Raw genomic sequence first — 20636 nt, 5'->3', positions numbered from 1 at the left:
AACAGGTGCGGCGAAGTTTTGTCAACAGCGCCTTATCCGCGCGCCCAGGCCCGATCGATTGCGGGTGCGGGGATGAAACTTTGCGGCCTGTCCTGACGCGGCGGCGGATCGCTAATGCCCTGCTCGATGAAGCGCATGGCCGACAGCAGGCCGGACCGCGAGAAGGGCTTGGGGATCACGCCGTGCGCGCCCAGGAAGTCCTCGGGGATCATCTTGGGGTTGGCGGTCAGGAACACCACTGCGGTGGACGGCCAGCGGTCCTTGATCAGGCGACACACGTCCAGACCGCTGGAGTTATCCGCCAGCTGGATGTCGACGAAGGCGATGTCGGGCGGCGCGTCGAGCGACAGCGACTCGACCTCGCTCAGGGACATGGCCTCGCCGACCAGCCGGTGGCCTTCGTCCTCAAGCATCGCCTCCAGGTCCATCACAAGCAGGGCCTCGTCTTCGACGACCAGGATGTCGAAGTGTGGCCCGGCGGCGCGCACCTAGCCGCTCACGGGGAAGTCGACGACCGCGCGTGTTCCGGGGTCGGCTGGCAGCCACAGCGTCCTGCCGCCGATCTGCTTTGAAAGACGACCGATCAAAGTCTTGCCCAATCCCTGATGCGCGGCGCCGGGAATGCCGGGGCCGTCGTCCTGAACAACAACCTGGCCGCCTTGTTCCGTCTTCTTGGCCGAGACGACCAATCGTCCGCCCCGATCATCGGCGAAAGCGTGCTTGATCGCATTGGTCAGCAGTTCGTTGATGATCAGGCCGATCGACGAGGCGTGGGTCGAAGGTATGAACATCGGCTCCACGTCGACCGAGACCTCGATGTCGCTGCGTCCGGTCGATCCGATCACATCGGCGACCAAGGTGTTGGTGAAGGCCCCGACGTCGAACTGGGTGACGTCGTCGGACTGATAGAGTTTGCGGTGAACGGTCGCGAGGGCGTCCACCCGCTCCAGCATGGAATCCAGGGTTGCGGTCAAGGCCGGATCGGACAGAGAGCGCGATTGAAGTCGCAGCAGCGAGCCGATCATGGTCAGGTTGTTCTTGACCCGGTGGTCGACCTCATGAAGCAGCAAAGTCTTGGCGGTCAGGGCTTCCTGCAGGTCGGCAGTGCGGGCCGCGACTTCGCGCTCGACGACGGCCTTCTGCTTTTCGACCAGAACCTGGGCCTCGACGCGTTCGGTGACGTTCAGCTGCGAGGCGAAGAAATACTCGATCTCGCCCTCGGCGTTACGCACGGGGCTGATGAACAGGGCGTTCCAGAAGGTGCTGCCGTCCTTGCGATAGTTCAGCAGATCGACCTGAATGTCTTCGCCCGCTTCGATCGCCTCGCGGATCTTCGCCACGGCCGCCTTGTCGGACTTGGGTCCCTGCAGGAAACGGCAGTTCTGGCCGACGATCTCATCGCGCTCATAGCCCGTCAGATCCTGAAAGGCCTTGTTGACGAAGACGATCGGATTGTCGGGCAGGCGCGGGTTGGTGATGACCATCGGCATGCGGGTGCCGCGAACGGCCGCCGCAAATGGGTCGCCTCGACCCATCTCGTGCTCCACGAGTTCGGTCAGTCGCCAATCGTCTTTTTGTTTCATTTAGGCTCGGGGATCCAGGCGCGCGACCAGGATATGCCGTGCGGAACTCTCATCTTTACCGTCTCTACCTACAGCAGGGTAGAAGACCTGCCAACCGAGGCGCGGGGCATCAGTCGCTGTCGATGCGGGGACGCGACAAGGCGACGCGGCCCAGGCGCGCCAGGGCGGCGCGCAGATCGTCGGGGGCGGCGGCGATGGAGGCGGTCAGATCAGCCTCGGCCTGTGCGGGCAGGGGCGGCGGCTTGGCGCTGCGTTTGGGACGGGCCGCGGCCTCCTTCAAAGGGGCGACCGGACCCTGGGCGATGCGCAAACGATCCACCGTCCCGGCGCCCAGGAACAGGTTGACGCGAGCCAGAATGTCCTCGGACTGGTGCTGGATCAGCAGGGCGGCGGCGCCGGCGACGCGCAGCTCCAGCACGCCGGGCTGGCCCCCCTTGCCCTTGGTCAGCTTCTGCGGACGGGTGACGCGGGCCAGGCGATCGCCGACGATCTCGCGCCAACGGGGCTCCAGCGCGCCGGCGCCGCGTCCGAACTGTTCGTCCAGCTTCTTGATCAGGGGCGTCAGCGCCTTGCCTGCGCGCGGCGCCGGTCGGGGGACCGGGCGGGTGCGACGGCGAGACAGGATCTCGCGGACCTCGGCGTCTGTGGGCAGCGTGCGGCGCATGGGTCTATATAGCGCGACCGATGCCTGACGTCTCTCCCGACATAGATCTGATCCGCTCGCGGCTGCTGGCCTGGTACGACGCCCATGCGCGCAGCCTGCCGTGGCGAGCGGCCGTCGGCGCGCCGCGGACCGAACCGTATCGAGTCTGGCTGTCGGAGGTCATGCTGCAGCAAACGACCGTGCCGCACGCGACGCCGTATTTCCACACCTTCACCACGTGCTGGCCCACGGTCTGCGACCTCGCGGCGGCCGAGGATGCAGAGGTCATGGGGGCCTGGGCGGGGCTGGGCTACTACGCGCGTGCGCGCAATCTGCTGGCCTGTGCGCGGGCGGTGGCGGGCGAGCATGGCGGGGTGTTTCCGGACACCGAGGCGACGCTGCTCGCCCTGCCGGGCGTCGGCGCCTATACGGCGGCGGCCGTCGCCTCCATCGCCTTCGACCGGGCGGCCAATGTCGTGGACGGCAATGTCGAGCGGGTCATGGCGCGTCTGTTCGCCGTCGAGACGCCTGTCCCCGCCGCTCGGCCCGAGCTGAGGCGGCTGGCCAGCCGGTTCGTCACCGATGAGCGGCCAGGAGACTGGGCGCAGGCGTTGATGGATCTTGGCGCGACGGTTTGCCGGCCCAAGTCACCGTCGTGCGGGACCTGTCCGGTAGCCAGCGAATGCCTGGCTTTGGCCACGGGCGACCCGGCCCGATTTCCGATGAAGACGAAGAAGGTGGGCCGACCGCATCGGCGGGGCGCGGCCTATGTGCTGGTCGACAATCAGGGTCGTGTTGCAGTCGAAACGCGGCCCGAAAAGGGGCTGCTGGGCGGCATGTTGGGCCTGCCGACCAGCGACTGGACGATAGGTGAGCCTGCTGCCGCGGCGCCGATCGAGGCCGACTGGCGCGAAGCCGGAGCGGTGGAACACGTCTTCACCCACTTCAGCCTGACGCTGACAGTGATGACCGCTCGTGTCGATGCGGACAGCCCCTATAGCTGGATGCCGATCGAGGCGGCGCGGGCCGCCCTGCCGACGGTCTTCGCCAAGGCGCTGGACCGGGCGAGCGCGCCGGATCTCTTTGTCTGACCCCTATCGCAGCGTGCGGATTGAAACCTTGCCCCGCTTGTGATGCGGGATGACCACGGCGCGACCGTCGGCGTGCTGGATATTCAGATCGACCACCGCGCCGCCCACTTCCAGGCCGGTGATCTTCAGACGATCCAGGCCGGCGGGCAGGACGGGGTCAGAGAGATCGACCGTCTCCGTCCAGGCGTCGATCGACAGGCCCAGGGTCGCCTGAAGCATCAGGAAGACCGATCCCGCCGCCCAGGCCTGGGGCAGGCAGGCGACCGGATAGGCGATGGGCGGCTCGCCCGGCTCACGCGGGAAGCCGCAGAACAGCTCGGGCAGCCGCAGGTGGAAATGGGCGGCCGCAGCGTAGATCTCGGCCAGGATTTCCGCGACCGCATCGCGCTCGCCGTAAGCCGCCATGCCGGCGGCGGCCATGGCGGTGTCGTGCGGCCAGACCGAGCCGTTATGATAACTCATCGGATTGAAACGGGCCTGTCCGACCTCCAGCGTGCGGATGCCCCAGCCGGTGCGGAACTCGGCGGTCAGCAGGCGTTTGGTGACGCGCCGCGCGCGTTCCAGCGACGGCAGGCCGGTAAACAGCAGGTGCCCGGCGTTGGAGGCTATGGCGCGACATTGCTGCCCGTCGCCATCGAGGGCCACGGCATAGAAGCCCTCGTCCTCCATCCAGAACTTTTCCTCGACCAGGGAGCGGACCTGTTCGGCGCGCATCCGCCATTCGGTCGTGCGGTCGTCATGCAGACGCTCGCCCAGATCACCAAGCGCCTTCCAAGCGGCGAAGGCGTAGCCCTGAACCTCCAGAAGCGCGATCGGACCCTTGGGGAAGCGGCCATCAGCGTGGAAGATGGAATCCTCGGAGTCCTTCCAGCCTTGGTTGGACAGGCCGGTGTCGGCCCCGCGCTGATAGTCGATCAGGCCGTCATTGTTGCTGTCGCCATAGTCGCGCATCCAGTCGGCGGCTGCGATCAGATTGGGCCAAAGCGTGCGGATCAGATCCAGATCGCCGGTCCTGTTGGCGTAGGCGCCGGCAAGGGCCACGAACAGACAGGTGGTGTCGACCCCGCCGTAATAGAGGCCGAACGGCACCTCATGCAGGGCGCTCATCTCGCCGCCGCGCGTCTCGTGCATGATCTTGCCGGGCTGGCTGTCCTGATAGAGCGACGTTTCGGTCGCCTGGCGCGAGGCCAGATAGGTCAGCACGCCCTTGGCCAACGACGGATCCAGCCACAGCATTTGCCAGGCCGAGATAATGCCGTCGCGGCCGAACGGGGTCGAGAACCATGGCGTGCCTGCATAGGGATAGGGGCCGGTCGGCAGGTCGGTGGTCAACAGCGCCATGTCGGCGCGCGACTGGTCCAGCCAGTCGTTGAAGCGCGGGCTGCGCGGGCCGCGCACCGAGGCGCCGCGCCGGCGTTTGGCGCGCATGGCCAGGCGGGCCTGGATGGCGTTCTGACGCCAGCGGTCGGCGTCCGGCGTCTCGCAGGCGTCCACGCCGCACTCGATGAACAGGTCCAGCGAGCGGCCCTTGGGCAGGCTGAACATGAACTCCGCGCGCTGATGCGTCAGGCGCGCGGGCGGTTCGGAAAAGGCGATGCAGCTGGACCGGTCCACGTCGTCCAGGCCGGTATAGCGGAAGGTGACGCGGCGGCCGTCGGTGGTCGGCGTGTGGATCGTCCCGCGCTTGGCCCGAGGCGTGCCGCGCACTTGGAAGATATCGAAGAAGTCCGCACCGAAGTCGAAGGCCAGCGGCAGCAGGATGTCCTCCACCCCATGGTTGACCATGCGGATGCGCTCGAACATCCGCCGGTTCCACAGGAAGCGCCGGCGCTCGATGTGCAGCACGCCGGCCGGAGCTGACCGGCCGCCCATCGGGGGCAGGGGACGGTTGGTGGTGTGGCAGGAGAAGAAGACGTTGTCCTGGCTGACGCCGGACGACAGGCGCGACGGCTTCAGCAGGCCGACCGTCATCGCCCAGCGCGACAGGACACGGGTGTCGCCCGCGAACAGGCCGTCGGCGCCGCCCTTCATGTCGCCCCACCCGTCAGCGACCAAGAAGGTATCGCCTTCCTTCAGCGCCATCAGCTGTTCGAGACCGGTGGCCTCGACCGATTCACCGGCGGTCAGTTGAGTAGAATAGGCGTCGTCCATGCGGTCTCTTCCCCGTCGTTTGAGGCCTCGGCCGAACGTGTCGCACCCGAATGCGGCGCTCAGGGCCGCTTACGGACTTTAATGGTCAAGTCGCCGCCGGGTTCAGGCGAACCTGTGCTTTTTCATCGACAGAGACCGGGTGACCCTCATTTGATCAACCGGACGACCCCGATGGACCGCGCGATGTCGCGGAAGGCGGCTTCCAGGGCGGCGCTGTCTTCGGCCAGGAAGGCATGGTCGGAATCGGTGGCGCAGCTCCTCAGCAGATTGCGCCCGTTCTGCGTGGGCACGTTCAGGCCGACGGTGAAGACCTCGATCTTGTTGGACTTGGCGTAGGTGCAGATCGAGGTCAGATCGGAATCCGTCGCCGCCAGCTCATTGGCTTTGTTCGTGGCGACGTGCGCGCCGTCCGAGGAGCGGTAGCGCAGCGTGTTCACCCCGTCGGTCATCAGCACCAGAATCTTGCGCGGCGTGCGGTTCGCCGGGTCATAGGCGCCGCCTTCCTGGAACGGCGCGGTGGGCGACAGCAGATTGATGCCCCAGATCAGGCCGGATGGAATGTGCGTCTCGGGCTTGTAGCCGCCGACATTGATGACAAGGTTTTTGATCGCTTTCAGGACGCTGGATTTGCTCTTGGACAGGGGGCTGACCGCATTCAGGCAGCTCTGGCCCGTCGTCAGGAAACCTTTGTAGGGCGTCGCCGGCGACTGGTCGTTCAGCCGCGTCGTGCCGACGTTGCGCGAATAGACGCAGCCGAACCACTTGTAGCTGACGTTGCAAGCATATGGCGGGACGGTGACCGTCTTCACCACCTGATCCTTGTAGCAGGTGCCCGTCTCGCTGACGCCGTCGCGCACGGTGGTGCACGGGTAGGGGGTGCCGCCGCTGTAGGTCGTCTTGGTCGTGCAGGTGCGCTCCTGAACATAGTCGTCGGGCACGGAAATCCACGGGGCCTTGCGATTGGCAATCCCGACGTTGACGTAGTCCGCATAGGGCACGACGCCTATCGAGACCTCGTCGCTCTCGGTCGCCATCAGCTCGTTGACCAGCAGACTGGAAGAGCTCTTCAACGCATCGATCCGCTTGATCGAGCGGCTGTCCTTTTCGCTCATGGACCAGGTGTTATCGAGCACCAGAACGGTCTCGATCTTCTGCGCCACGCCACGCGTCGCCTCGGACAAGGCGTTGATGTCGAACTGTTTGACGCCGGCCAGACCCGCGAAGATGGGTTTGACCCCGCCCTTGAACGTCACCCTGACGATTTTGCCATCGACATATTGGGTGCCGGTCTTCCAGCCGTCGATCAGTTGGCCGGTCTTCAGATTGGCCTCCAGATAGGGACCGCTGACCGCTTCCAACTCTTTAGCTGTCTGGGCGCGGGACGCCGCAGCGCCCAGCGCTGCTGCATCGAGCGCTTCCTGCACCTGGTTCCTGACCGAGACATAGCGATTGATGTCGATGGCCAGGCCGACCATCAGTGTCAGGCCCATGGCGGACAGGGCGAAGAAGGTCGCAATGTTGCCTGCGGTATTCCGGCGCAGATGCGCCAGCCGCCGCCTCATCGCTGTCCATTGCATAGTCGTCGCCCCGATTTGGGACGACCGTATTGGATAAGCTTAACTTTTGAGTGAACGCCGTTACAGACTCAGGATTGCAACGGTGCCCTACTCAGTTAGCTTTACGCGATGGCGGCGAAGCTGCGATCTTCGCGCGGACGCAGCGGGGTGACCACATCGTCCAGCGCAGCTTCCGCGAACGGACGGCGCGCCAGCAGGTCGCCGTAGACGTCCAGATAGCGCCGCGCCATGGCGGTGGCGGAGAAGCGCAGGTCAAAGCGCGCACGCACGGCCTCGCGGTCCAGCAGATGCGCGCGCCCGGCGGCGGCGATGGCTTGTTCCATCGTGTCGACCAAGAAGCCTGTGGCGCCGTCTTCGATGACCTCGGGCGTCGAGCCGCAGCGGAAGGCGATGACCGGCGTGCCGCAGGCCATGGCCTCGATCATCACCAGGCCGAACGGCTCCGGCCAGTCGATGGGGAAGAGCAAGGCCTCGGCGCCGCCGAGGAAGGCGGACTTCTGATGGTCGCCGATTTCTCCGATGAACTCGATCAGCGGATTGCCTTCGACCAGCGGGCGGATCGTCTCCTCCCAATAGCGTTTGTCGGCGGCGTCCACCTTGGCGGCCATCTTCAGACGCTTGCCCAGTTTGGTGGCGATCTCGATGGCGCGGTCGGGGCGTTTCTCGGGGGAGATGCGACCCAGGAAGGCTAGATAGCCCTCGGATTTCGGGGAGAAGATGTACTGTTCGCCCGGCATGCCGTGATGGACGGTGGCTTTCCAGTTGGCGAAATGCAGCGGCTTACGCTGATCGTCGGAAATGGAGACCAGGCCGAATTCGCTCCAGCGCGCGTAGACGCCGGGCAGGTCCTTCATATCCAGACGGCCGTGCAGGGTCGTCAGGGTCTTGTCCGCATATTTCTGGAACAGCGGGAAGTGGACCATGTCGGTGTGGAAGTGGATGACGTCGAACTCGTCGGCGCGGTCCAGAACTTCGCCCAGCATCGACAGGTGGGCGGCGAGATCGGATTTCAACGGCGCCGGATCCAGACGGATGGCCTGGTCGCGCACGGGCACCAAACGGGCTTTGGTCTGGGCGTCGGCGCTGGCGAACAGGGTCACGTCGTGGCCCAGATCGACCAAGGCGTCGGTCAGATGCGCCACCACACGTTCCGTGCCGCCGTACAGCTTGGGAGGCACGGCCTCATACAGCGGGGTGATCTGCGCGATTTTCATGGTGATGTGCTCCGACGCCGCATCCTGGCGGGCCGTTGACATCAATGGTCTCGCAACTGCGAAGTTCCGTCGCAGCTGACTAATTTTTACATAGGTTTCGCGGGGTTACAGCGACGCTGACCCGTAATGAGTGTGCGAAATCGTACGTTTCAGCGACGCATTGTCAGCTAAGTGATTGATGCGGCTTATGCGACGCGCGGTCGCAGCGGCTTACATCGCGGCGCGAACTTCCGAGCGGAGGGCGTCGATGGATTTCAGTCCCTGGTCGGTCTTGAAGCGCCAGTAGGTCCAGCCGTTGCAGGCCGGCGCATTCTCCAGCAGCGCGCCCAGCTTGTGGATCGAGCCGCTTAGCGAGCCGTGAACCAGCGAACCGTCCGCACGAACACGCGCCTCGCGTTCGCCCTTGGGGCAATACAGGCGGTCGCCGGGTTGCAGCAGGCCGGCCTCGACCAGGGCGCCGAACGGCACCTTGGGTTCGGCGCGCTTGGAGCCGGTGACCATCAGGTCCTCGGGGCGGGCAGGGATGACCGAGGCGATGCGGGTTTCGGCGACCTTGGCATAGGTCTCGTCACGCTCGATGCCGATGTAGTGGCGGCCGAGGCGTTTGGCGGCCGCGCCGGTGGTGCCGGTGCCGAAGAAGGGATCCAGGATCACGTCGCCGGGGCGCGTCGCCGACAGCAGGACGCGGTGCAGCAGGGCTTCGGGCTTCTGGGTCGGATGGGCCTTCTTGCCGTCGGCGTCCTTGATCCGCTCCTCGCCCGTGCACAGGGCGAAGGTCCAGTCGGAACGCATCTGCGTGTCTTCGTTGAAGGCCTTCAGCGCGTCATAGTTGAAGGTGTAGCGCTTCTGATCCCGCGACTTGGCGGCCCAGATCAGGGTCTCGTGGGCGTTGGTGAACCGGGTGCCCTTGAAGTTCGGCATCGGGTTGGACTTGCGCCAGATGATGTCGTTTAGCACCCAGAAGCCCAAATCCTGGATCGCCGATCCCAGGCGGAAGACATTGTGGTAGCTGCCGATCACCCAGATCGAGCCCTCGGGCTTCAGGACCCGGCGGCATTCGGCTAGCCAGGCGCGGGTGAAGGCGTCGTATTCGGCGAAGCTGGCGAACTTGTCCCAGTCGTCATCGACCGCATCGACCTTGGAATTGTCAGGACGCAGCAGGTCGCCGCCCAGCTGCAGATTATAGGGCGGATCGGCGAAGACGATGTCCACCGAGGCGTCGGGAAGGCTCTTCAGCACCTCGATGCAGTCGCCGCGATGAATGACGTCCTTGGCGAGGACAGGGGTCTTCAGATCGGACATGGAACGCGGCCCCGCAACAGTGAGACCGCTATGGTGAATCCTTGTGGTTAAGGTGGATTAAACGGCAGGGTCCGCCGGACGATTTGCAATCCGGTCGCACCATCCACAGCCTTCTTCGACCAACACGTTCCTGATTTGTTCCGTTTGTGCTCTAAGCGTCTGCGGCGGTCGGCGGCGTGATGGAGGATCAGATGAACGATGGAATCCTGGCTCATATGATGGCCGAATTGGATGCAGAGCTGGCCCGGGCGGAGCCGTCCTTGCCCGCCCATCCCGAACATACGCGCCAGACCGAGATCATGCGCGCCCTGGCCTTGGGGCTGGGCAATTTCGAGCGGATGCGGGCGCACGACGTGCATCTGCTCGCCGCCAGCCTGTCGCCGCGATCGGCCTGATCCGGCGTCAGGGCTTGCGCTTGAACGTGTCGCCGATCTCAGCGGCGTCCGGGCCGTCCGGTCCCGCGCTCTGACGCTCGGCCTGACCGACCGCCTCCGTCGCCTTGTCAGAGGTCAAGGCGTCCGGCTTGCCGGCCGGATCGGCGCCGTTCTCTTCACGACCCTTGGTCTGTTCGCGGTCCATGGTGCTCTCCGTTGCTGGGAGAGGTAGCGCGATGGGGAGCGGCGCGTTCCGTCAGCCGGCCGTATTCACCTTCGCCACCACCGACATGCCCGGCGCCAGACGCTGGGCGGCGGGCTGGTTCGGGTCGATGCGGATGCGGACCGGGATGCGCTGGGCGACCTTGGTGAAGTTGCCGGTGGCGTTGTCGGGGCGGATGACGCTGAACTCCGATCCCGCGGCGGGGGCGATCCGTTCGACATGGCCGCGCAGGGTCTGGCCGCCCAGGGCGTCGACGGTGATCTCGACCGGCTGGCCGACGCGGATGTTCTTCATCTGCGTCTCCTTCATATTGGCCGTGACCCAGACCACGTCCGGCACCAGACCCATCAGCTGGGTGCCCGCGGTCACATACTGGCCCTGGCGTACGCCGATCTCGCCCAGACGGCCGGCGCGGGGGGCGACGATGTGGGTGTTGGCCAGGTCGATCTGGGCCAGGCGCACGGCGGCCTGGGCGTTTTCGACAGCGGCGGCCAGGCTGTCGCGACCGACGACGGCGGAGGTGACGCCGGTCTGAGCGATGCCTTCGGCAGCGCGGGCCTGGGCGACCTGGGCCTGGGCGCTGCGCAGGGCGGCTTCTGCCACGTCGACATTTGCCTGGGCGACCCAGCCTCCGGCCTTCAGGGTGCGGGCGCGGTTGGCGTCGGCCTGGGCCCGTGTCAGCGTGGCTTCGGCCGCGGCGATGGAGGCGCGTTGCTGGGCCACCGATCCGCGCGCCGACGCCTGGGTCTGGGCCGAGTTGGACAGGGCCGCCTGGGCCGAGTGCAGGCTGGCCTCGGCCTGCTCCAGCCGCTGGCGATAGATGCGGTCGTCCACCTGGGCCAGCAACTGCCCCTGTTGCACGGTCTGGAAATCCTGGACCGGCACCTGGACGACATAGCCGTTCACCTGCGGGCTGATGATCGTCACCTGGCCGCGCACATAGGCGTTGTCGGTGCGCTGGATCGCGCCTCGGAAGGGCGGCAACTGCCAGGCGTACAGCACCATCAGAACGCCCAGCAGGGCGACCCCGGCGGCGATGACGGTCCACATGACGTTCTTCTTCGGCGCAGGCGCAGCCGGAGCAGCGGCCGGCGCCTGCGGGGCGGCAGGGGCGGAAGAGGCGGGGGCTGGCGGGGCGGCGTCGGTCATTGTGGGTCTCGGTTCAGTCGGCGGCGGCGACGGCGGCGCTCTGGACCGCAGCGTCTGCATTGTTGTTGTTCTTGGCCTCGCGGCGCGCCTTCCAGCGCGGCCGCAGGTGGGTGACGGTCACCCAGGCGGAGCCCAGGGCCGCGATCACGGCGATCACCAGAAAGACGTCGTTGTAGGCCAGCACATTGGCCTGCTGCGTCACCTGTCGGCCTAGCAGGACGGCGCCTTCGGCGTTCGCCAGCGCGGGGTCCGTTATCGTCGAGGCATAGGCGCCCGACAGTTGACGCAGCCGCAAGGCGACCTGCGGGTCCAGCGCCGAAATCCCGGCCGCCAGCTGATTGGAATGGTATTTCTCGCGGATGATCTGGAGCGTTCCGGTCAGCGCCGAACCCGCCAGACCGCCCACGTTTTGAAGCACGCTGAACATGACGATGAAGCTGATCAGGTTCTGCTTGCCCTGGGTCAGCACCTTGACGATGCCGATCATCAGGGCCGGGCCGATGAACATGGCCGAAGCGAAGGCGATCAGGGCCTGGCTGAAATATAGCTGCGCCGGACGCGTCAGCACCGTCGAATGGCTGTCGATCCAGGCGCCGACGGCGATCAGCGCCAGGGCGATGGCGATCGGCTTGTTCAGCTTTTCCATATTCAGGGTGAAGGCGCTGACCAAGGTGCCGGCGATCATCGACAGCAGAATGACGACGAAGAGGCCGTGAAGCTGATCCGGTCCCAGGCCGACGACGGTCAGGAAACCCACCGCGCCGGATGTCTGTTCCGACAGCACGATGCGGATCAGCAGGATCGCCCCGAACAGGCGCAGCAAATCCGGTCCGGTCAGCCAGCGGGTGTTGATCAGCGGGTTCTTGCGATTGTGCTCGACCAGGAAGGCGGCGGTCAGCAGGATGACGGACCCGATCAGGGCCCAGCCGATCCAGGCGGCTTGCGTCCACCAGACGATGCGCCCCAGACCCAGAGCCGCGCACAACAGGGCCACGCCTGGCGCAAACAGGGCGAAAGTCAGGAAGTCCAGCCGGTCGAACACGCGCAGTCGCTCGGACGGCGGCAGCTTGACCACCTGCACCGCGCCCCAGGCGACCAGGCACAGGCCCAGCTCGAACAGATAGAAGGCGCGCCAGTCGCCCAGCTGGAGCAGGCCGGGCATGACGAGGCGCGAAATCGGCACGGCGAAACTGGCCAGGCCGATGCCGATGATCAGACCCTTCAGCCGATGCGCCGCCGGGAACGCCTGGATGATGTAGAGGAAGCCCAGGCTAGAAAGGCCTGCGCCCGCCATGCCGGCGATGGCCCGCACCAGCAGGGTCGATTGATAGTTGGCGACGAACAGGTGGGCGGCGCAGACCAGCACGAAGGCGCCCAGGAAGATCTGGGTGAACAGGCGCAGGCCGTACTGCATCCGGAACTTGACGAGGATCAGGTTCATGCAGGCGTTGGTCATGACGAAGACGACCGGCAGCCAGGCGGCCTCGGTGATCGTGATCCCCAGCGAGCCTTGCAGGTTCTGGATGTTGGCGGTGACGGCGGCATTGCCCAGCGACCCGACCATGGCGACCAGCAGGCCGGTCAGGGCGTATTGGATCCGCATCGGCCAGGAGTGATCGGGGGTGGCGGGCGAGCCGGGCATCATCGGCCGCTCGTGCGGCTTCAGCGTTTCGACATACTGTTCCCAGGGCAGGTGCCAATTGTTGCCGGCCATCAGCGCAACTCCCCGCGCGGTCTCAGGCCATCAAGAACAAGCGCGCGGGTGCGCAACGACACGGCCTGGCGCTCGGCTTCATCCGCGCCCTGAAAACCGGCACCCAGCAGGGTGGCGATCAGACGAATGTCCATCGGCCGCAGATCCTCCCGCACCAGGCCGGCGGCCTGGGCCCGCTTCAGCGGTGCGGCGCCCGCCTCCATCAAGCTCTGCCGCAAGGGGGTAAGCGCATCCGGCGACCGCACGTTCCGCACGACGCCGGCCAGTCCCGCATTGCGCACCATGTCCTCGGCCAGGCGGTCCAGAAACCAGAAGAAGGCCTGCGGATCATCGCCCTGTTCGGCGGTGCGCCGACCCAGGTCCGCGACGTCGGCCTCCAGCACGGCCAGAGCCAATTCCGTGCGGTCGGAGAAGTGCCGATACAGGGTGCCGCGCCCCACCCCTGCCCGTTCGGCGATCAGATCCAGGGGCGCATCCAACCCTTGGCTGGCGAAGACCGCGCGCGCCGCCTCCAGCACCGCCGCCCGGTTCAGAGCGGCGTCCTTGCGGACAGGTTTTTCGGCAGGGCGCGTCATGGTGAGGCGCGTAAATGGACACGACTGTCCGTTTTGCAAGGGGCGGCTAGAGCGCTTTTTCCAGCACCGCGAATTCCAGCTCGGGTCGGGGCGGATCGACGGGGAAGGGGCGGGTCTCGCCGGTGGGGGTGTAACCGCGTCGTTCGTACCAGGCCATTAGTTCGGTCCGGCGGTGGATGACGGTCATCTCCATGCGGCGCGCGCCGAAACGCGCGACCGCGTCGCTTTCGGCGGCCGCGAGCAGACGACGGCCGAGGCCGGACGCCTGCAAGGTCGGCTCGACCGTCAGCATGCCGAGATAGGCCAGGTTGTCCCCGGCGCGGGCGACCTGGACGCAGCCGATCAGCGCGCCGTCGCGATGGGCCAGCAGGATGACCCGGTCGGGATCGGCGATCAGGGCCGACAGCTCCGCCGCGCTGGTGCGATCATCGAACAGCAGGTCGGCTTCATGCGTCCAGCCGGCCTTGGCCGTTTCGCCGCGATAGGCGCGCTCGATCAGAGGATGCAGCGCGGCGACGTCGTCGGGCGTCGCCGCGCGTATGGCGATCGGCGTCACCGGCTGACGCCCAGCTCCGTCAGCAGATGATCCATCCCATAGACGTCGCGCAGGGCCACGGTGACGGCCTGGGTGGTGACGATCACGCTGCGGTTGGTGTTGCGGTCGTAGCCATAGGCGTTGCGCTGGGTCAGGACGGTGGAATCGAAGTTGGCTCCGATGATCTCGCCCCGGGCGTTGATTGCCGGCGAGCCCGAGGAACCGCCGATGGTGTCGGTCGAGACGGCCATGTCCATCACCGCGTTCGGATCGATCCGATCCTTGGCGGCCATCAGCTTGGGCGCGACCTTGAACGGCTCGGCGCCGGTGGCGCGGTCCCACAGGCCGGCGAAGGTGGTGAAGGCGCCGAAACGCTGGCCCGGCACGTCGGAGCCTTCGACCTTGCCATAGGTCAGGCGCAGGGTGCCGGTAGCGTCGGGATAGACGGCGTCGCCATAGGCGGCGAAACGGGCGGCCGCCAGCTGTTCCGACGCGCGGTCGGTCGGGGCCTTGACCTTATTCTCCCATTCCGTGCGAACCGCGCGGGCGTCGGCGTCGATCGACAGGACATACTGGATCATCGGGTCGTCCGACGCCTGAACCGCCGCCAGGCCGCCGGTCCACAGGGCGCGACGCACGGCCGGATCGGCCAGTTTGGTGCCCGAGACGACGCGGGCCGACAGCGCTTCGGGGCTTTCCTTGCCCAGCAGGGTGCGAACGTAGGGGCTGTCCACCGTCAGCCATTCGCGCGTCTTGGACAGCCACCATTCCAGCCGGATTTGCTCCAGCTCGGGATAGGTGGGCCGCTCGGCGAACAGACCGGATTCGACGCCCGGCAGGCGGCTGTCGGCGAACTCGGCCAGACGCTGGTCCGACGGCTTTGCTCGCTCCTGCGCGCCGCGCACGATGGCCTTGGCCCACTGGAACAGCTGCGATCCGCCGGCGACCGAGGTGGTGCCCAGACCCGTGCCGCCTTCCAGCAGGGCGGTCGGCGCATAGAGTTCGCGCGCAATGGGCTGGACCGCTTCCAGCGCACCCCACGGATCGGGACCATTGCCGTTGGCGGCGGCGTAGCGCTGCATGAAGTCGACCTCGGCCGCCGCCTTGGCCTGGATGAACTGGGCGTCGGTCAGGGCGCGCATCCGGCCCAAGCCGCGCTTGTAGGTGTTCTCCACGCCCACGATCGGGTCCATGGCGATAAAGGCTTGGTCCTCGCCCTCTTCAGAATAGCGGATCAGACGACCGCGCAGCTCCGAGGCGATCAACTGATCCAGTGGCAGGACCACGTCGCGGATCGTGGCCAGCTGGTCCATCGTAAGCAGGCGCTGGGTCGCGCCGGGATTGCCGGTGATGAAGACGGCCTCGCCCTCGGTCGGCTTGTCGGCGTTCCAGGCGAAGTGGACCGGCGTCTCGACCGGTTTGCCGTCCTCGTACAGGCGGATGAAGGCCGCATCGATGGCGAAGCGCGGGAAGGAGAAGTTGTCCAGATCGCCGCCGAAGGTCGCGGCGCGATCTTCCGGCGCCCAGGCCAGGCGCACATCGCTGTATTTGCGGTATTTGTAGAGTTTGAACTGGCCGCCCCGGTACAGGCTGACGACCTGGCAGCGGATCTTGGGATCGTTTCCGCAGGCTTCGGTCTCGATTCGCCCGGCCTCGGCCTCGCGCGCCTGGGTGAAGGCCTGACCCTCAAGCCCTTCCCCGGCCTTGTGCATCCGCTCGGTGACGTCGGAGATGTCAGTCAGGATCTCGGCCGTGGCGCCGGGGCATTTGCGCTCTTCCTCGCGCGTCTTGGGCGTAAAGCCCGTCTCACCATACTGCTGCCGCGGCGTGGACAGGTTGGCGACGCAGGTGGCGACGCAGTGGTTGTTGGTCATCACCAGACCCTGGCCGGACACCACGCCCGCCGAACAGCCGCCGAACTTCACCGACGACAGCCGCACCCGATCCAGGAAGGCCTGATCGATATTGGTCCCCAGCGTCTGGTTGGCGCGGGCGATCGGGAAGTTGTCGTAGGTCCACATGCCTTCCTCGGCGCTGGCCGAGGTGGCGGCGAAGGCGAAAACGGCGGCGGAGGCGAGGAGGAGAGGGCGCATGGGCGGTGTCCTTTAGGTCTCCTCCCCGCCTTGCGGGGAGGTGGCGCGGCGCTTCTTCAGCGTCGTGACGGAGGGGCTCTTGGGCACTTTACAGGCGATCGTGCAGTGGTGAAGAGCCCCTCCACCGCTTCGCGGTCCCCCTCCCCGCGCAGCGGGGAGGAGACTTCTTCGTTCTCGTCTTAGCGCCGCACGCCCAGTTCGCGCAGCAGGCGCGGCTGGTTGTAGACGTTGCGCAGGGCCTCGGTGATGGCGGCGGTCGAGACCGTGACCGTGCGGTTCAGCTCGCCGTCGTAGCCGAAGCTGCCGCCCAGCGAGTGGATGTTGCCGTCGAAGGCCGCGCCGATGACTTCGCCCTTGGCGTTGATCACGGGCGAGCCCGAGTTGCCGCCGATGATGTCGTTGGTCGAGACGAAGTCATAGACGGTCGACTTGTTGACCTTGCCCTCGGCCGCCAGCCAGTCCTCGGCCGCGTTGAAGGGCTCGGCGCCCGTGTTGCGCTCGTACAGGCCGCCGATCTGGGTGAAGGGCTCGACCGTCACGCCGCGATAGGTCCAGCCCTTCACCTGGCCGTAGGACAGGCGCAAGGAGAAGGTCGCGTCGGGATAAAGGTTGGTGCCGTAAACCGCGAACCGGGCCTGGGCGATCTTTTCGCCGGCGCGGCTGGTCGGGCCGGACACGGCCGATTCCCACTGGGTGCGGACGGCCTGGGCCGCATCGTCATTGGCCAGGACGAACTGGATCAGCGGGTCGCCCGAGGCGGTCAGTTGCTCCGGCGTCATGGCCAGGGCCTGGGCGCGGAAGGCGGGATCGGCCAGACGCGTGCCGTCCACCAGACGCTCCGCGATCTGCTCGGGGCTTTCCTTGCCCAGCAGCGCCTTCACGTTCGCATTGTCGACCGTCAGATATTCGCGGGTCTTGGACAGCCAGAAGTCGAGATAGATCTTTTCCAGATCGTTCGAGATCGGCGTCTCGGTCGCCAGGCGACGACCCAGCGAGGCGATGTCGGCGTCCGAATAGCCGGCGCGGCGTTCAGCGACGGGCTTGGCGCGTTCCTTGGAGGCGCGGACGATGGCCTTGGCGTAGCTGTACAGCGACGAGCGCTGACCGGCCGCCGATTCCAGCTGGCGATAAGGCAGATACAGGTCGCGCTGGGCGCTCGAGGCGCGTTCCAGATCGGCCCACGGATCGCCGATGCGTTGGGCCAGGGCCGGGTCCGCGGCGACGCGCTGGCGCAGCTCCTGCTCCTCGCGGCGCTTGGTGGCCATGAAGGCCGGGTCGGTCAGGGCGCCCTGCTGGCCGTAGTTGACCTTGAAGCCGTTCTCCAGGCCGAAGATCGGATCGACCGAGACGCGCTTGGCCTCTTCGCCGGTCGTCGAATATTCCAGCAGGCGACCACGCAGTTCCGAGGTCTGGATCAGGCTGACGGGCAGTTGCTGGTCGCGCAGGGTTTCCAGCTGGGCCACGGTCAGCAGGCGCTGGGTCGAGCCGGGATTGCCGGCGACGAAGGTGACGTCGCCTTCCTTGGGCGCATTGGCGTTCCAGGTCAGGTGGTTCGGCGTGGCGACCGGCTTGCCGTCCTCGTAGATACGCAGGAAGCCGGCATCCAGGGCGTAGCGCGGGAAGTTGAAGTTGTCCGGGTCGCCGCCGAAGAAGGCCGCCTGGAACTCGGGCGCGAAGACCAGGCGCACGTCGTCATACTTGCGGAACTTGTAGAGCTTATACTGGCCGCCTCGGTAGAAGCTGATGACCTGGCAGGTCAGCTTCTGATCGTCGCCGCAGGTCTCCTTCTGGATCTTGTCGATCTCGGCGGCGCGGGCCTGGACGAAGGCGGCGCCTTCAAGACCGGCGCCGGCGCCGACGACCCGATCGGTGACGTCAGTGATGTCCGTCAGGATTTCGGCCGTCTGGCCGGGGCATTTCTTCTCTTCCTCACGGGTGGCGGGCATCCAGCCGTTCTTGACGTAGTCGTTCTGGGCCGTGGACAGGTCCTGAACGCACGACACGACGCAGTGGTGGTTGGTCAGCACCAGGCCTTCGTTCGACACCAGTGAAGCCGAGCAGCCCTGCAGGCGCACAGCGGCGTTGCGCACGCGGTCCAACCAGGCCTGGTCGATGTTCGTGCCATACTTCTCGTTCACCGTGGCGATGGGGAAGTTGTCGAAGGTCCACATGCCCTCGTCGGCGCGTGCGGAGGTCGCAGGCGCGGACAGGACGGCGGTGGCGGCGCCGAGCGCGGCGAGCGAGGCGGTGAGACGAAGCGAGGGCAAGGACATGAAGGCGTGTTTCCCAGAGCGTGGGACGGCCTGTCCCATCTGTTATGTTGTAACTAGCGCCGACGAAGGGTGGGCGCCAAGAGGCTGTAAAGCCCTTAATCCCCTGATTTCGAACCCGCAATGACAGCTCTTCACAAGCCTTACCCCGATTTAACTTGGCGGTGAGGGGGCGCACGGTCAGATAGGCGCAAGTTCGGGGGAACCATCGGTTCATGTCGCTTGCATTATCAACCCTGCTCTACGAGTGGCGCCGCTATATGGCGGCCATCGTGGCGCTGGCCTTTTCCGGTCTGCTGGTCCTTGCACAGGTCGGCATGTTCATGGGCATCGGCAAGGCCTTCACGGCCCAGATCGACCGCGCCCGCGCCGACATCATGATCCTGAGTCCCGGCGCCACGGCCCTGTTCAACGGGGGGCCGTCGGGCGTGCCGCGCCGCATCATGCCGGTGGTTTATCAGCATCCCGAGGTGATCGCCGTTGCGGACCTCGATGGATCGGGCGGGCGTTGGCAGAACATCGTCAAGGACAACAAGGGCGAAGCCGACAGCGCGCCGGGCGCCAAGAAGATGGAGTTCGTCAACGTCACCACCATCGACGCCTTGCCCGGCGCGGTAACGGTGCCGGTCGACTATTCCGATGATCTGGTGGAGGCGTTGCGTCAGCCCTACGCCGTGGCGGTGGACCAGACCGCCTTGGGTCGCCTGGGCGTCAAACTAGGTGATCAGGCCTCCTACAACGGCAAGACGGTCAAGGTCGCGGCCGTGACCCAGGGCTATCCTAATATGATGCAGGCGACGGTAGTCATGTCGCGCGACACCCTGCGGATGCTGGGCGAGGCCAACACCGGCGAGCGGGTCGGCCCCCTGATGGTGCAGATCAAGAACCCTGCCCGTGCGCCCATCGTCGTCGCCCAGCTCAACGCCATCGCGAACGGCCAGTTCAAGGCCTGGACCCGTCAGGACCTGGCCAAGGCCAATGAGGGGGCGATGATGAAGGAGAGCTTCATCGCCATCATGCTGGGCTTCTCGCTGTTCCTCGGCATTCTGATTGGGGTGGCCATCACCTGGCAGACCCTGCGCGGGGCCATCATGGCCAACATCAAGGAGTTCGCCTCGCTGCGGGCTCTGGGAGTGTCGATGGGTTCGCTTCGTCGGATCGTGCTTGAGCTCAGCTTCTGGGTCGGGATCGCGGGCGTTCTCGCGGCCTATGTCCTGACATGGCTGGTCAGCCTGCTGGCGGCCGGCACGGGCCTGACCATGTCCTTCCCCCCGACGATGGTGCTGATGGTTTCGGCCATGCTGGTGCTGATCGCCCTGGGCTCCGGCTTCCTGTCGCTGGGCGTCCTGAAGAAGAGCCAGCCTGCGGACCTGCTGCGATGAACAGTCATACGAAAGTCCAAGGCAAGCACGGCGACTTCGCCATCGAGGCCAAGGGTCTGGTCAAACGGTTCAAGACCGGTCGCAGCTGGGTCGAGGTGCTGAAAGGGGTCGATTTCGACGCGCGGCACGGCGACCTGACCATGGTCATGGGGCCGTCCGGTTCGGGCAAGTCCACCCTGATCGCCAATCTGTCGGGCCTGCTGAAGCCCGAGGAGGGTCGGGTGGACATTCTGGACGTCGACGACCTGTGGAAATACGGCTCGGGCCGGATCGACAAGTTCCGCCTGGACCACTGCGGCTTCATCTTCCAGGGCTTCAACCTGTTTCCGTCGTTGACGGCGCTTCAGCAAGTCATGACGGTGCTGAAATACCAGGGCCTGTCGCCGTCGGAGGCGAAAAAGCGCGCCACCACGGCGCTGGAGGAGGTCGGTTTAGGCCATCGCCTGAACCAGCGCCCCAGCGCCCTGTCCGGCGGCGAGAAGCAGCGTGTCGCCATCGCCCGCGCCTTGGCCAAGAACCCGCAGATCCTGTTCGCCGACGAACCCACCTCGGCCCTGGACGGCGAGAACGGTCAGGTCGTCATTCGCCTGCTGCGCCGAGCCGCCACCGAACACGGCGCTGCGGTGATCTGCGTCACCCACGACCCGCGCCTTGAAGCTTGGGCCGACCGGGTCATCCATATCGAGGACGGCAAAATCCTCGACGACCAACGCCGCACGCCCGATCCCGACGCCCAGCTGGCGTCCCACTAGACCTCCTT

The 20636-nt window shown here is 66.2% G+C and carries 18 protein-coding genes; 4 read left to right on the top strand and 14 right to left on the bottom strand.

Going from position 1 to position 20636, the window contains the following annotated elements:
- Positions 1–32: 32 nt before the first annotated feature.
- From HNP47_RS08655 to HNP47_RS08645, 3 genes are all read right to left on the bottom strand, one after another.
- Positions 33–488, bottom strand: coding sequence for a response regulator (locus HNP47_RS08655; protein WP_184279232.1), 456 nt, complete (start codon positions 486–488; stop codon positions 33–35).
- Entirely contained in the window at positions 489–1583 is a 1095-nt protein-coding gene (locus HNP47_RS08650; RefSeq protein WP_184279231.1) for a PAS domain-containing protein, read from the bottom strand.
- Positions 1584–1692: 109 nt separating this feature from the next.
- The gene (locus HNP47_RS08645) at positions 1693–2247 is read right to left on the bottom strand and encodes a DUF721 domain-containing protein (RefSeq protein WP_184279230.1); all 555 of its coding nucleotides are present in this window, start codon (positions 2245–2247) and stop codon (positions 1693–1695) included.
- Positions 2248–2267: 20 nt separating this feature from the next.
- On the opposite strand from HNP47_RS08645, the gene mutY reads away from it, so the two are divergent.
- Positions 2268–3317, top strand: coding sequence for an A/G-specific adenine glycosylase (gene mutY, locus HNP47_RS08640; protein ID WP_184279229.1), 1050 nt, complete (start codon positions 2268–2270; stop codon positions 3315–3317).
- A 3-nt stretch (positions 3318–3320) separates the two neighbouring features.
- Here the strand turns inward: mutY and HNP47_RS08635 are convergent, their stop codons facing one another.
- From HNP47_RS08635 to HNP47_RS08620, 4 genes are all read right to left on the bottom strand, one after another.
- The gene (locus HNP47_RS08635) at positions 3321–5468 is read right to left on the bottom strand and encodes an amylo-alpha-1,6-glucosidase (RefSeq protein WP_184279228.1); all 2148 of its coding nucleotides are present in this window, start codon (positions 5466–5468) and stop codon (positions 3321–3323) included.
- 146 nt (positions 5469–5614) lie between these two features.
- The gene (locus HNP47_RS08630; RefSeq protein WP_184279227.1) at positions 5615–7045 is read right to left on the bottom strand and encodes a pilus assembly protein TadG-related protein; all 1431 of its coding nucleotides are present in this window, start codon (positions 7043–7045) and stop codon (positions 5615–5617) included.
- Positions 7046–7146: 101 nt separating this feature from the next.
- Positions 7147–8259, bottom strand: a complete 1113-nt coding sequence (locus HNP47_RS08625; protein ID WP_184279717.1) for a glycosyltransferase family 4 protein — start codon at positions 8257–8259, stop codon at positions 7147–7149.
- 210 nt (positions 8260–8469) lie between these two features.
- A complete protein-coding gene (locus HNP47_RS08620; RefSeq protein ID WP_184279226.1) occupies positions 8470–9561 on the bottom strand; it encodes a site-specific DNA-methyltransferase in 1092 nt (363 codons plus the stop codon).
- A 191-nt stretch (positions 9562–9752) separates the two neighbouring features.
- Between HNP47_RS08620 and HNP47_RS08615 the strand changes: the two genes are divergently transcribed.
- A complete protein-coding gene (locus HNP47_RS08615; protein ID WP_228763748.1) occupies positions 9753–9956 on the top strand; it encodes a hypothetical protein in 204 nt (67 codons plus the stop codon).
- Positions 9957–9963: 7 nt separating this feature from the next.
- Here the strand turns inward: HNP47_RS08615 and HNP47_RS08610 are convergent, their stop codons facing one another.
- From HNP47_RS08610 to HNP47_RS08580, 7 genes are all read right to left on the bottom strand, one after another.
- A complete protein-coding gene (locus tag HNP47_RS08610) occupies positions 9964–10140 on the bottom strand; it encodes a hypothetical protein (protein ID WP_184279225.1) in 177 nt (58 codons plus the stop codon).
- A gap of 51 nt (positions 10141–10191) precedes the next feature.
- A complete protein-coding gene (locus HNP47_RS08605) occupies positions 10192–11307 on the bottom strand; it encodes an HlyD family secretion protein (RefSeq protein WP_184279224.1) in 1116 nt (371 codons plus the stop codon).
- Positions 11308–11320: 13 nt separating this feature from the next.
- Entirely contained in the window at positions 11321–13021 is a 1701-nt protein-coding gene (locus HNP47_RS08600) for an MFS transporter (protein ID WP_184279223.1), read from the bottom strand.
- Entirely contained in the window at positions 13021–13596 is a 576-nt protein-coding gene (locus HNP47_RS08595; RefSeq protein WP_184279222.1) for a TetR/AcrR family transcriptional regulator, read from the bottom strand. The genes HNP47_RS08600 and HNP47_RS08595 overlap by 1 nt, the downstream gene beginning before the upstream one ends.
- A 46-nt stretch (positions 13597–13642) precedes the next feature.
- Complete coding sequence (locus HNP47_RS08590) at positions 13643–14152, bottom strand: GNAT family N-acetyltransferase (RefSeq protein WP_184279221.1); 510 nt, start codon at positions 14150–14152, stop codon at positions 13643–13645.
- Positions 14149–16224, bottom strand: a complete 2076-nt coding sequence (locus HNP47_RS08585) for a S46 family peptidase (protein WP_184279220.1) — start codon at positions 16222–16224, stop codon at positions 14149–14151. The genes HNP47_RS08590 and HNP47_RS08585 overlap by 4 nt, the downstream gene beginning before the upstream one ends.
- 179 nt (positions 16225–16403) lie before the next feature.
- Positions 16404–18497 carry a S46 family peptidase gene (locus HNP47_RS08580; RefSeq protein ID WP_184279219.1) on the bottom strand — a complete coding sequence of 698 codons (2094 nt, stop codon included), beginning with the start codon at positions 18495–18497 and terminating at the stop codon, positions 16404–16406.
- Between the two features lie 212 nt (positions 18498–18709).
- On the opposite strand from HNP47_RS08580, the gene HNP47_RS08575 reads away from it, so the two are divergent.
- Positions 18710–19876, top strand: a complete 1167-nt coding sequence (locus HNP47_RS08575; protein ID WP_066624305.1) for an ABC transporter permease — start codon at positions 18710–18712, stop codon at positions 19874–19876.
- The gene (locus HNP47_RS08570) at positions 19873–20628 is read left to right on the top strand and encodes an ABC transporter ATP-binding protein (RefSeq protein ID WP_066624307.1); all 756 of its coding nucleotides are present in this window, start codon (positions 19873–19875) and stop codon (positions 20626–20628) included. The genes HNP47_RS08575 and HNP47_RS08570 overlap by 4 nt, the downstream gene beginning before the upstream one ends.
- The last annotated feature ends 8 nt before the right edge of the window (positions 20629–20636 follow it).

It is taken from the genome of Brevundimonas vesicularis (assembly GCF_014204545.1).
Classification (GTDB): domain Bacteria; phylum Pseudomonadota; class Alphaproteobacteria; order Caulobacterales; family Caulobacteraceae; genus Brevundimonas; species Brevundimonas vesicularis_B.
This window is presented reverse-complemented; position numbering and strand designations above follow the sequence as displayed.